The organism is Paenibacillus sp. 37, assembly GCF_008386395.1.
Lineage (GTDB): Bacteria > Bacillota > Bacilli > Paenibacillales > Paenibacillaceae > Paenibacillus > Paenibacillus amylolyticus_B.
The window spans coordinates 3,268,631-3,281,634 of sequence record NZ_CP043761.1 but is presented as its reverse complement, the minus strand read 5'-3'; the positions used below and the strand labels follow the sequence as shown (position 1 = coordinate 3,281,634).

Annotated in this window: 12 protein-coding genes; 1 reads left to right on the top strand and 11 read right to left on the bottom strand. The window is 44.6% G+C overall.

The window, feature by feature from the left end:
* Positions 1–101: 101 nt before the first annotated feature.
* The 3 genes from F0220_RS14135 to F0220_RS14125 all read right to left on the bottom strand — a co-directional run bounded on the left by F0220_RS14135 (position 102) and on the right by F0220_RS14125 (position 2,972).
* Positions 102–1,334 (bottom strand): cytochrome P450, encoded by a 1,233-nt coding sequence (locus F0220_RS14135; protein WP_149846600.1) that lies wholly within the window; start codon positions 1,332–1,334, stop codon positions 102–104.
* A 211-nt stretch (positions 1,335–1,545) separates the two neighbouring features.
* On the bottom strand, positions 1,546–1,833 hold the full coding sequence (locus F0220_RS14130; protein ID WP_149846599.1) for a hypothetical protein: 288 nt from the start codon (positions 1,831–1,833) through the stop codon (positions 1,546–1,548).
* Positions 1,830–2,972 carry an NAD(P)/FAD-dependent oxidoreductase gene (locus tag F0220_RS14125; RefSeq protein WP_149846598.1) on the bottom strand — a complete coding sequence of 381 codons (1,143 nt, stop codon included), beginning with the start codon at positions 2,970–2,972 and terminating at the stop codon, positions 1,830–1,832. The genes F0220_RS14130 and F0220_RS14125 overlap by 4 nt, the downstream gene beginning before the upstream one ends.
* 295 nt (positions 2,973–3,267) lie before the next feature.
* Between F0220_RS14125 and F0220_RS14120 the strand changes: the two genes are divergently transcribed.
* Complete coding sequence (locus F0220_RS14120) at positions 3,268–4,083, top strand: AraC family transcriptional regulator (protein WP_149846597.1); 816 nt, start codon at positions 3,268–3,270, stop codon at positions 4,081–4,083.
* On the opposite strand, the gene F0220_RS14115 is transcribed toward F0220_RS14120, so the two are convergent.
* From F0220_RS14115 to F0220_RS14080, 8 genes are all read right to left on the bottom strand, one after another.
* Entirely contained in the window at positions 4,080–4,721 is a 642-nt protein-coding gene (locus tag F0220_RS14115; protein ID WP_149846596.1) for an HAD family hydrolase, read from the bottom strand. The genes F0220_RS14120 and F0220_RS14115 overlap by 4 nt on opposite strands.
* A gap of 39 nt (positions 4,722–4,760) precedes the next feature.
* On the bottom strand, positions 4,761–5,354 hold the full coding sequence (locus tag F0220_RS14110) for a DUF1349 domain-containing protein (RefSeq protein WP_149846595.1): 594 nt from the start codon (positions 5,352–5,354) through the stop codon (positions 4,761–4,763).
* Positions 5,355–5,449: 95 nt separating this feature from the next.
* Positions 5,450–6,694, bottom strand: coding sequence for an MFS transporter (locus tag F0220_RS14105; protein ID WP_091030860.1), 1,245 nt, complete (start codon positions 6,692–6,694; stop codon positions 5,450–5,452).
* A gap of 80 nt (positions 6,695–6,774) precedes the next feature.
* Positions 6,775–7,806 (bottom strand): zinc-dependent alcohol dehydrogenase, encoded by a 1,032-nt coding sequence (locus tag F0220_RS14100; RefSeq protein WP_091016533.1) that lies wholly within the window; start codon positions 7,804–7,806, stop codon positions 6,775–6,777.
* Between the two features lie 42 nt (positions 7,807–7,848).
* Positions 7,849–9,156 carry an aminotransferase class III-fold pyridoxal phosphate-dependent enzyme gene (locus F0220_RS14095; protein ID WP_091016535.1) on the bottom strand — a complete coding sequence of 436 codons (1,308 nt, stop codon included), beginning with the start codon at positions 9,154–9,156 and terminating at the stop codon, positions 7,849–7,851.
* Between the two features lie 37 nt (positions 9,157–9,193).
* Positions 9,194–10,348 (bottom strand): glycosyltransferase family 2 protein, encoded by a 1,155-nt coding sequence (locus F0220_RS14090; protein WP_091016536.1) that lies wholly within the window; start codon positions 10,346–10,348, stop codon positions 9,194–9,196.
* A gap of 369 nt (positions 10,349–10,717) precedes the next feature.
* Positions 10,718–12,328 carry an RNA polymerase subunit sigma gene (locus tag F0220_RS14085; RefSeq protein WP_105598608.1) on the bottom strand — a complete coding sequence of 537 codons (1,611 nt, stop codon included), beginning with the start codon at positions 12,326–12,328 and terminating at the stop codon, positions 10,718–10,720.
* Positions 12,315–12,830, bottom strand: a complete 516-nt coding sequence (locus F0220_RS14080; protein WP_091016540.1) for an RNA polymerase sigma factor — start codon at positions 12,828–12,830, stop codon at positions 12,315–12,317. Before F0220_RS14080 ends, F0220_RS14085 begins: the two co-directional genes overlap by 14 nt.
* Positions 12,831–13,004 lie beyond the last annotated feature (174 nt).

The following is a 13,004-nucleotide window of genomic DNA, read 5'->3' as shown; positions in this document are numbered from 1 at the left end:
GGTGTCCAGCCTTATAATTGCTTGTATAACAAAGCGGCAGATCAAGACGTTCACGTCTGATCTGCCGCTTTTTAGGTTGTCCAATGATGAAGCTCATTACCTTAGCCGACAATCTTCACTGGCAGATGGGTCAATGACTGTCCCGGAGCTGAAGTGGCCAGACTATTCTCCAGATCAAAGGACTCCACCGGTTCAATTCGAGCAATCTTCTCAACAAATGCAGTCAAGGCAATGCTGAGTTCCATTCTTGCCAGCGGGGCACCCAGACAAAAGTGTGGGCCATTGCCAAAGGTAAGATGTCTTTTATTATTATGACGATGAATATTTAACTCAAACGGGTTTTCAAACATCTGTTCATCCATATTGGCTGCACTCATCCAAGAGATGACGACATCTCCTTTTTTCAAATCCACTCCGAGCAGTTGGTTATCCTGCTTCACTGTCCGATGTCGTTTGGCATTGTGGAACCGATAACGAAGCATTTCTTCCACTGCTAGCGGTACCAACTCCGGATTCTGTCTAAGTTCTTCATACAGACTCGGGTCATCGTACAGGAAGGAATAAAATGTATTGGATACCATATGGCTCGTTGTCTCTATACCGGCTCCAAGCAGAAGCATGGTCGTGCGAACAACCTCATCCTCCGTGAACTTCTCCCCCTCAACATCAACGTTCAACAGATCGGTAATGATATCCTCACCAGGATGAGTCCGTTTATGAACTACAATAGGATACAGGAATTGATAGTACTCTTGCGCTGCAATTTGTTTTTTCAGTTCACTCTCTTCAGCAGTCTTCGGATTGGTAGGTTGAAACAGAATATCTACCCAGTTCTTGAAGCGATGACTGTCTGTGAGAGGGATGCCGAGCAGATCAGCCATAACCATCGAAGGCAGCGGAGCAGCCAACGCTTGAACAATATCAATGGTCGTATTTGGCTCAATATCTGCTACCAGCTGCTCTGCAATGTTGCGAATTCGTGGCTCCCAGTTTTTCAGACTACGTGGTGTAAAAGCAGCGGATAACAACGAACGACTTTTTTGATGACGGGGCGGATCGATACTTGAAATGTTTAATTTGTCCGGAGGTGTGCCTTCGTTATTCTTCGCTCCCACCGCAATGGTCGTTCGAGTTCCTTCGGCTGAAAAATACTCATGATTGCTGAGGACCTGCTTCACATCATTGTATCTGAACACATTCCAGGTATCTGTATCTTCGTGATAGTAGACAGGATGCTCGGACAGCATTTTTCGAAACCAGTGCAGTGGGAAAAACTCTTCAGACCTGGACTGAAACCCCGTGATGTCCTCAACACGTATCACTTCTTTATACATTTGGAATCCACCTCTCAGCATTGTTTCGTGATTGGTTACATGGGTACCTGAATTGACAGTTCAGCACCCACATCCATTTTATACCATACGTTCATTTAATGGTATAAACCATTTGAACTAAATCACAAAAACCCCTTAAATAAGGGGTTTTTGTGTATACACAGCGTATATTTAAGTGTCAGGGTTTCAGAAAAAACGAGATATGAGCCGATTAATCGCCTAGTTTCGTCAATGTTTCCTGTAGTTGCTCCAGTTGTTCAGACAGGGTTTCAATCAAGTTCCTCGTTTGGCTTGCCTTCTCCATTAAGACTTGCTCGTCCGAACCGTCTATCGATGCATTACCGATTGTTGATGACTTCAATTCTGACAATTCGCGTTCGTATGTTTTTTGTTTCTCCAAAGCGATTCGCAATTCTTCTTTTGTCGTACCGATCTGATGCTCCAGATATATGATGTCGGACAAGTTCGCTCCATCGGATAAACGTTGTGAATATGTCATGACTCACCTCTTTTAATATCATCCATTGCTTTGCCAACAGTATAGGGCTCAATATCGATATCCAGCTCCATGCCGAGAGCTAGTTTCGCCAGTTGACTCCCGATAAAAGGACCCATGGTCAATCCAGAGGCACCAAGTCCATTCGCGGTAATCAGACCTTGCCACCCTGGGACAGCCCCCATTACTGGCAGAAAGCCAGGTGTAAACGGACGGAACCCAACTCTTACTTCCTGGAATGTGCTATTGGCTAGCCCCGGCGCCAGTTCCAGACCTTTATTCAAAACTTCCTGCATGCCCCCTGCAGTGACTCTTGTATCATAACCCTCCACATCATTTTCATGAGTGGCTCCAATGACAATCTTCTGTTGATCAAAGGCCAGGAGATATTGGTCAGACGGGGGCATAATTACAGGCCAACGGCCTGTATTCTCCTCATCCGTCACATGTAAATGCATAATCTGCGCCTTTTGATAATGCACTTTAAAGTGTATGCCTAGTGGCTTCAGCAGTTCGTTGGCCCATGCACCTGCACAGACAACGACTTCATCTGCCAAGAAACTCTGATCATTAACATTCACACCAATGACCCGATCCGCTTTGAATTGAAGCGTGGCGTCTCCATGGATCACTTCCGCTCCATTTCGCTGTGCAGACCGGATCAAGGCATCGCGCAGCGCCCTTCCATCTATACGTGCAGCACCGCTGATATGTACCGATTGATAACGTTCATCCAGTAGAGGAAAACGATCACGGGTTTCTTTGGCATCAAGAGGTGTAATGTCGCCAATCTCCGGTGCATCTGCTTTGCGAAGATGGGCCCGCTCTTCCATCTTGTTGATTTTGTCCACATCCGTATGAATACTAAGCGCGCCCACTTGAGCATAACCGGTTTCCGTTTCTCCTTCGGCTTTAAGCTCCGCTATGATGCCCGGATAGAACCGCGCACCAGCCTTGGCGAGCTGATACCAGTCCTGATTACGTCGCTGTGACAGCCATGGACAGATGATCCCAGCAGCTGCATCCGTCGCCTGTCCTATATCTTTTCGATCTATGATGATGACCTCTGCGCCATGTTTGGCTAATTGATAGGCTGTTGATGCCCCCAGAATACCCGATCCAACTACGATGACTTTCTTCATGTTTGCATTCCTTTCTTTAATCACTCATTCGTTATAGCGTATACCGTTTCGCATTCTGTTGGCAAGGCAGGCATACTTTGGGATCCATAAATAGAGGCTGATCAGACTACAGTTCATACTCATTCATCCAATAAATAATTGTTGAAGCATTTATATGAAAACGTTTTATATATTGCCCGTCATTCAATTAAAATTATTCCATTTATGTAATATAATTCTTTCTAGGTTTCTTTTAACTCTGTAACCACGCCACTTACGCACATGATCCTTTAACGAAAAGAGGAATAACACAACGATGCCGAAACCTAGCATGGGGAATCCGCTGGATACCGATATGCCGCTCATGATTACAGGGCAAAACCAGTTGACCGTTGATGAATTGATGAATTGGAGCGACCATTCACGGGATTACAGCATTGTACAGTGCATCGGAGGAACAGGGCGAATCGCAGCAAAGAATCATGAATTTTCGATCAAAAAAGGGACCGCTCTCATTTTGTTCCCGGAGGTAACCTACCGTTACCACAATCTGAGTGATTCATTACGATTTGATTGTCTGTCTTTCAATGGCTATTTGTTGCCACGGTTCTTGCATTCCTTGCAGATCGGGGAGCTGCGCGCCTTCAAGCCGGATGGAATGCTTCATATCCTGTTGCGTGAAATTACGTTGGCGCTGCAGTCCCGGCACAAGGATCAGATCTGGCACGTCTCCGCATTACTGTACATGCTTTTGGTCAGATTAACCATTGAAGGTGAACGCTATAGTGCTTACGAACGTTCTGATGCCCGATTAAGATTGGATGAACTCATTACTTTTATCAAAGAAAATTATCATCAGGATATTTCTCTCCCCATGTTGGCTGAGCAGATGGATGTTACCGAGCAGCACCTCAATCGGATATTCAAAAAAGAATTTCAAATGACTCCACTGGAGTATCTGATGCGATATCGATTGTTGAAAGCCAAGGAAATGCTCATCGAAAATAACGCTACTACCGCTCATGAAATAGCCAAAGCCGTTGGTTTCAATAGTGCCAGTTACTTTGGATCAGTGTTTAAAAAATACGAAGGGATCTCCCCTATCGAGCTACGCAAGCAGTATCTGGATTAAAGCGCCTCCATATCAATCTCGGCCAGCGAGGATAACCGCAGTTCATGCATGGCGAATTCCAGACCACGCGTTACCTCGTTAGGCACGATGATGCAACGAATACCTGCAGCATTGGCTGCCTTCAAGCCATTAGGTGAGTCTTCGAACACAATTGCTTCGGAAGCCTCGATCCCAAGACTCTGGAGAGCAAGAAGGTACAGTTCAGGATCCGGTTTCACTCGCTTCACATCCTCGGATGTATGAACGACTGTGAAATAATCGAAAATGCCTAATTTCTGCAAGTAACCATGCACCCAGTCCCGTGTGGAGCTGGAAGCAACCGCAAGTTGAATCCCCTTCTCCCTCACAGACTGAAGCAATTCATACACCCCTGGAAGAATGGCTGCCTGTCCCAAATAGACTTCGTATTTCTGTTCAGAGAGAAGTTTGATATGATCATGATCTATCTTTTTTTGGAGCGCCTGCTCCAGATACAGAAATGGATGAAACTCCTCAAAGGATGTCCCCACATTTTTCGACCAAAGCTCCAGACCAAGTTCTACTCCGTGCTCTTCATAAATATCGCGAAATGCATAATACCAGGGCGTCTCTGTATCCACAATGAGTCCATCAAAATCAAATATAAATGCTTTTACCATGAACCTGTTCTCCCTCCAATGATCGGCCAGGGGAGCGGATTAGAAACGTGCGGTCAAGTCCGGATGAGTAACGTTCACGGATAAAAAGTGACACGTACAGCCCGTTCCAGTCGGCGATTGTACAACTAATCCAGCTCGAAGTTCCCCTTGTATCGGCATGCCGAAATAACGAATTAGTTTCCACTCATCCCCATCGGGTGAATAAAAGAATGATATGCAGTCCTCTACTTTGCGTATACGCAGATAAGGATTAGGTACGGAGACTTCCACCGAATTGCAATCATCGGATGAACCATCACGTGTCACCACCGACACGATGGTAGGCACTTTTCCATCATATTCAAAACAAATTTTGCACCAGTTAAGATCATCCGCCATCACCATCAGGCATCCGGAATCATATTGATTTTTCATATCAACGGTTAATTGGGTTGTAATTTCGAAATCGCCAGGCACAGGCATGGACAAGAAAGGAGCAGTTGCACGAATGTGTTTCCCCGCTGGATCTTGGAAAAAGTCGGTGTCCGCCTTCGCTTCCACCAGCACACCTCCCTGATCCGTATAGGACCAGGTTTCGGGCTCGTTCATCCAACTCCATTGCTTCCGTGCTTCTGTTGTCATTACGTTAGTCATTTGTTAGTAGCCTCCCAAGTTAAAATATGTTCTAGAGGTAGTTCTAGTTTTTTTCTGTACTACATATTCGCCTCAAATACAGTAAACCCCTTTTTCTACATATTTTTGTAAGGTTCCAGCACTTGGGAGTGCTTTTGCGGATCTGGCAGGAAGAACATAATGACCATGAGTACGATATATAGACCAAGAATGACACTGAACAACAGCGTTGGATTGTGATGGTAGAGCAGGCCTGTCAGGTAACCGGATGGAATGGCTGTAAGCGTCATGACTGTCTGCACGGCCGAGAACATATCGGCTTTTTCATGCGTACCCAATCGGTTCATCAACAGGGAATCCCGGTACGTCTGCAAAATGAAGTTACCCGCAGCGAGCACGATTAGCGTGAGAAACAACATTCCTATATTCCCCACAGGGATCAATAGAAACAGAATGGCTCCGGCCGTGCTAAGCACAATGGAAAAACCAACATACTTTTCCTCCGAACGCCGTTTCAGTCGCGGAATGATGACCAGATAAAGCAGCATGACGGTTACCGCAGTCACTACTGGGATAAACGAAATGACACGGTCATCAAATTTCAACTGTTCCTTGAAGAAAATGACCTGAAAGAAATTCAGCTGCAAGATTAGATTGGACAACACCGTGATCAGAATAATCGGAAAAAGTCTCCGTTTGTAGAACGATTTGCCGAACAGGCGCAGACTGGAACCCAAGCTCTGAAGCACGCGGGTTTTACTATGCAATCCCATAAGTTCCTTGCCGACCTCGGTCTCATCCGTATATCGGTTACGAATGAAAAACATGGCGGTCATGAGGATGCCCCCGACAAAGTAAATGCTGGCCAGTGTTGGCACGATACCAAAGTCAGCAATGACAACTCCGGCAATCGGCGTGAGTACCCCAGCCCCTGTAATAATCATGTTGAGAATGGCAAACACCTTGGATCGTTTGTGTTCCTCCACATCCTCTATGATCAGACAGTTAAAGGCGACCGTTACAAACTTGGATGTTGCGTTTAGTAAATAAGCGATCAGGAACAGCCAGAAGTTCTGGGAGAATGCCCAGATGAACATGGGAACACTCCAGGCAAGCAGATCAAAGATCAGCGTTGTTCGTTTCCGGCCCAGCTTATTCGTAATGGAACCCGCAAACAATTGAAAGATAAAGGCAAAATAAAGATTCACCGAATTGATTAAACCGATTTCTATGTCCGAAAGTCCGGCTTCCTTCATATATAAAGGAGCGTAGAATAGAACGATCGTGCCCGGAATGGCCCATACCGGTTCGAGTAAAATGGAGTAGCGTGGATTCTTCGGCAAATCTTGAAGCAATTTCAATCGATATCCCTTCCTTCTGCGGTTTTTACCGCTGCGAATTCCAACTTTTCGCAGCGGCAAACCTGCTAATGTCTACATGCTTATAGGATAAGAGCTGTTTTGACCGAATTCATCGGCAACTTCTCTCCAGTATGCATGTCATAACCAATCGTTCCATTAAAGGCCTGTTCATAATCACTCAGCAGTTCCTTGGCTGTCACCATCTGTTCCAGTTCCGGGATGCTTTGGGCAAATTTCAGTGCCGTACTGATCATCGAGTGATTAGCTACCGCGCCGATGATACTAATGCCATCATTAATCACGGCTGTTGATTTGAACGTCACCTCATAGCTGTCGTCATATCCCATAGGAATAATTTTGCCGCCTTTGGCAATCAGCTCAAACCCTACATGAAGCTGGTTACCAACCGCGTCCACTACAATATCAAACTTTTTGTTATTATTGATCTCGTATACTTTATCCAGTGTCAGATCCTGAGGATAGAACACATGATCCGCGATCCCTGAAGCGAACTCTTTGCGGTATGGATCAACTTCCGTGCCTACGGTAAGCCTTGCCAATCGTTTGCTAACAAGCTGACACAGGGAACCGATTGCTCCAGAACCGAGGACCAGTACAGAGTCACTTGGCTTAGTCCCTGCTTTCATGAACGTCTGAAGTACACATCCCAGTGGTTCGATCATCATGGCCGTTTCCCAACTCATGGAATCCGGGATAGCATAGATATACTTTTCGTCCCCAACAAAATATTCAGCAAAGGTTCCGTGTGTCGTCATCCCTACTTGGTAGTCATCAAAATTCTCGCAGTAGATGAACAGACCCTCACGGCAGTATGAGCAGGTACCGCAAGATTGCGTGGGATCAACCAATACCCGATCACCGATCTTGAAACCACGAACTTCTTCGCCCACCTCAACCACTGTGCCTACGCCTTCATGACCAATGATCGTTCCTTTATTCGCCGGCACTTTGCCTTTGACAATATTCAGATCTGTACCGCAGATGCCTGAACCATAGATTTTAATTTTTACCTGGTTTGGCTTTTGAATGGTTGGCTCCTCAATCTCCTGGTAAGTCACCTGTTTGAGATCCTGATATACGAGTGCTTTCATTGAATAATTCCTCCTAGTCGATTGTCGATTATGATCTATGGATTAAGCTTCAAACGTTTTCGAAAGTTGCATCGCATGAAGATGTTCCTGCTTCTGAATCTCTTTCCAGTCTGACAGGATCTGCAACAGCGCTTCCTCGACCCACAGCAATTCTTCCCGTGTATGGGCATCTGAGAAAATCAAGTAACCTTTGGTGAAGATGCCGAAGTGAGCCATTCTCTTTACCATGAACTCGCGGAAAGGGTCCGTTTGAAAGTTCTCCTCGGCCAGAGATTGAATGCAGAAGCTTGCATACGTCCCCTTCACTTCCAATTGATCTGTTAATCCGAGTAATACAAGTTCAGATTCCAGACGATCCATGATCCGGGTTGCCGGATCACGCCAAGTCGGCCACACTTTCGCATTTTTCATTAATCGTTCACAGGCAATGGCTGCCGCGAGCGCTGTTGTTTCGCTGGAATGGGCATTGCTGAATCGGACCTGTCCCGACAGAGACATCAAGTGCTCTGGCCCCAAAACCGCTGCGAGCGGTAACCCGTTCGCCATACCTTTGGAGATACAGAGCAGATCAGGCCAGATGTCATATTCTCCTGCTGTAGCCTGTTTGCCCATTCGAATACCGGAAGTGACTTCATCGAATATGATAATGATGTCCAGAGAGCGGCATAGGTTGACGACTTCCTCCAGTGCCTCCCTTTTCCACTCGTTGGGACATAAAACAATACATGCGATATCCTCGGGAGATGAGGTAATCTGGGCCTCAATTCGCTCCGCAGTAGGTTTGTTGACCCAGATCGTTGAACGCTCGATATCCACTGGAATGCCCCGTTCTTTCGTTTGGCCACCATAATAGCCGTATGCGGACCAATCATGCCACCCATGATAAGCCGTCGCAATAACCTTGCTTTTGCCACTTGCGGCACGAGCAAGTCGTACGGCCCCACTCACTGCATCGGCACCACTCTTGGTGAAGCGCAGCGACGGATAACGACCCTCGAACCGCTCCAGAATTAACTCGGCGCATTCAAGCTCGATGTCGGCCGGAACCGAGAAGCTAGTCCCTTTTTTCAGCTGGTGAATGACGGTTAATTGGACTTCATGCCTCGCATGGCCCCAAGACGCCGTACCCATGGCCATTTCGCAATCCAGCCATTCATTACCGTCGATATCTGTAAATCGGGATTTGTAAGCCTCTGCACAACATACGGGTGTATGCCCCGGAAATAAACGTTCAGGTGCTTTGGCTAAAGTGCTGCATCCGCTCGGAATTACCTTTTCGACTTGCTCCAACCACTCCAGATTACGGGTAAATCTTACGGCACGATCGAGCGTGCTCTCTTTTTCTTTCACCTTAAGTACCTCCCTGTTTATTTTCGTTGTGAGTGAATTACCGAACTTTGGTTCCAGGCCAGCATCCATCGTATATGCGATCCATCGTGATCACATTGCCATACAGATCAATGATCAGATCCTTGGCTCGATGGGCATGTCTCATCTCAATCCAGTAGCGGTTCTCTAATAAACGGGCGAAATTGTCTACCAAAAACAGTAACCGGTTCTCACTATGAATCAGTTCTTTACCCAGTACCTGTGGCAGCCAGATGGCCCCGTTGGAATTGAAGCGATTGGAATAGTCGCGTACCTCGGCTACATTGGCAAAGTCAGCTTCCTCCAACTTGGTCCAGAATGTATCCGCATCACTGCGAACCTCGGCAAGGTCAATGCCAACAATCGGCAGATGCTGGTATTCAACTTGACTCTCTAGCTGTGCTTTCAGATGACTGAAAACGAATGGCCACACATCAGCCTCGATTTGACCGCCCCACTTTTTCCAGAAGCGTGCCAGATTATTCTTGCGGTTGAAGTTCCGGTGAATGCCGCTACTGCGTTCCCAGTGATACGCCTGAATATTCGGGTTAATGACCGTATCGTATCCGGCAGCTCGTGCCCGCATCTGATAATCAAAGTCCTCGTACCCGTTAAAGAATTTCTCATCGAGGTTACCGATGGTCTCGTACACCTCCCGCTTCATGCCAAACATGGCGAACACCACCAGTTGAACAGAGAAGGTTTCTTTTGGGATATCATCAGGAGATGCGTTCAGGAACAGGTGTCGGCCGATGGTGTCCGCAAAAGCAATGCCGCAATGCTGCACGCCTCCTGTTTGCGGATACAACAGAACCCCTCCAATCATGCCAATCGTAATATCGCTATCCAGTGTCTCTTTCATCATCGGTTGCCAGTTCGGTTGAAGAATGGTGTCAGAATCCAGGAAGAAAATGTACTCTCCCTTGGCTAGACTCAGTGCGCTATTAATCGACACGGCGCAACCGAGTGGAAAATCATGCTGAAGAATCTCGATGGTCACACCTTCTCTTACTTCTTGCTTCAGTTTATCCAGATGTTGAAAGACTGCTGAGCCGGAACCATCGTTGATGAAAATAATCTGGGTGGATGGACTTACCGTCCGGAGCAGCGAATCTGTGAACAAGTTCAAAATGTTATAGTCCTGGTTGACTGGCACAATAATGGTGTAAAGCATGGAATCCCTCCTGATTTGGGTTGATGGAATGAGTACATAAGCTGATTTTGAACTGCACAAATGCTGGTGTTTCTGTCCGGCCTCCCTTGCTTGAATATTTTGTCTTTATTTGGTAATGATTTGAATCTACTAGAAATTTATATCATTTTTTGTGAACTGGAAATCTTAAATTCTGAACTCTGTTAATATTTGAATATGTGAGAAAATCAAGTTTTTGCAGCTTGCGCACTGAGAAACGCTTTTGTGAACGCAAAAAAACACCCTCAAAGAGTCTGTGTATCTAACGATACATTCGACTTTTTTGGGGTGTTCGCAATTATATGCGTATTCAATTGAACGTTCTAGCCTGACTTTTTAAATAAATTTACCTTATAGTTTAACTTCTACGTTTCGGTGTGGATCGCTATATTTATATATCCCAGGATTTAGTTCAATCCTTCCGTCAAGTGGAATACCTTTGTAGGTATCAATGTAAATTCCCGAAGATACCATGCCCTTAGGTGTAACTTCAGGTACCACTTCTTTGCCGTTAATACGTAACGTAGTTTGGTTCACACCTCTGAAACTAGGTGTTTTGGAGTATGACTCTACAATTAAATTCTCCCCATCCCTATAATAAGAGAATTGTATTTCAAGTCCATCGACAGTAAGTTTGGTGTACTGCTTTTGTTTCTTGGGTTCATTTAAATGAATCCAGTTTTTAGTGGTATCTCGTTTCTCAACAACGGCATCTTTTAAGATGAGTTTCATTGGAACATCAGACCAGTTTTGATACCACTCAGGGGATTCAAATTGGAATAAATGCTGATAACCGCCGCGATCGTTTCCTATCAAAGTTTTCCCCCCAGTTATTGTATTATCATCTATAACTAACTGGGCTGTATTGTAATGAATAATACCTTTTTTAAGCGAACCCTCTTCATCAATTAGAACCTGGAGATCCAAGGGAGTTATTTTGAGTTGATCTAAAGTGACGCCTGTTTTTTCTTGGAATTTAGGATTGTTATACAATTTTTTAGTGTAAATAGACTCACTTGCTTTTTTTCCATCTGCTACAAAATCAAACTTCCAAGTTGCCAATATACGCTCTGCTTCTTCAATATAACCGAGATGAAGATTCGCATTTGTCCATTCTTTTTCGGTTATATCGAAAACCTGTTCAATCAACAAACCTGTATCTTTACTGGGCAACAAGGTTGGAATTGCCTCTAACACTTGAGAGCCTTCATGTACTACCAAGTGAGGATTACCTCGTCCCATATCAGATGGGGATGAAGCAATTTTATAACGAATAACGGTTTGATTTGCCGAATGGTTAACGGATTCAATATGGATCGTTGGATATTGCGTAACTCCAGTGACTATCGTATCTCCAACAGTAAGAGATGACTTTAAGGAAACATCCCTATCCCGGTAAAAAACAAGATTTTGCGCTTCGAATCTATATTCTTTCGTACCATCCTTTAATGTATCAGGTGTTTCATAGACCCCAATGAGTTTTTGGCTCTCAGGATCGTATCCTAAGGAACCATATACTTTCGCCTTCGAATCGGACTCATCTTTTAAGATATTTTTCTCCGTAGCAAACCCCGTATACTTTGAAAGATCGATTGATGTGTCCAGAGATATGAGCATCTTCATTTTTTCTCCATCTGTTACAACACCGCTTAGATTCATTGTCACACCTGAACTAGCGGACTGAAGATCATATTGCTGACCGATACCATTATTTATTGCGCTTGCGACGCCCCGGCCTCCGATTCGATCCCAATCAATCGTCATACTGGCGAATACAGGAATAGCAACAAGTAAGAAAAAAGTAAAAAGGATGCTTATAGGAATTGCTTTAGCTCGATATCCAGTAGGCTTTTGTGAAGATTTCAGATTGACTCGTCGTTTATGTGCTTCTTTTTCAATGGTTGTCCACATCAAATCATAATCCGGATGAGATATATTTTTTTCCTTATTATACTGATTCATTATTACTCAGCTCCTTTAGTTGAGGTTCAACCATTTTATTGAGAAGTTTTAATCCTTTGTTTAATCTGGATTTTGCAGTCCCTTCAGGTATGTTCATAACTTTAGATATCTCAGGTACAGTCAAATCATTGATAAATCGAAGGACAACAACCGTCCTAATCTTGTCAGGAAGCCCACTATATAATCCTCGTAGCTCTTCTTTTGTTTCCCTATGGTACACACCCTCTTCCACAGGGTTATAACTCTGGGATTTGGACAACAAATAATGCCGCATTTCTTTCAACCATCCAGATTTCCGTCTTCTCATAACGCTATGACACTCATTTGAAGCAATTCGCAATATCCATGATTTCATGTTCCTTACCTTAGTTCTGTCAGCCAAAATAACTTTGACAAATACTTCTTGGCAAATGTCCTCAGCATCTGCTTGATTCTTCATCAGATAATAACAGAAATAATAAACTTGCTCTTTGTACAATTCAAAAATTTCTCTGTCAGTCATTCTATCCCCCCCTTTGCCGTGTTTTCATTAATAAGACAAATAATGTTATGTAATCGTTCATTTTGTTTATAGTTGGTTTTGCTAAATTCTCGGATACCTAGAATAGATTAGTTCAATGTCTCTGCTTGAACAGGTATTTGTACATGTAAACAAGCAAAAAAAGCCGCTAAATTA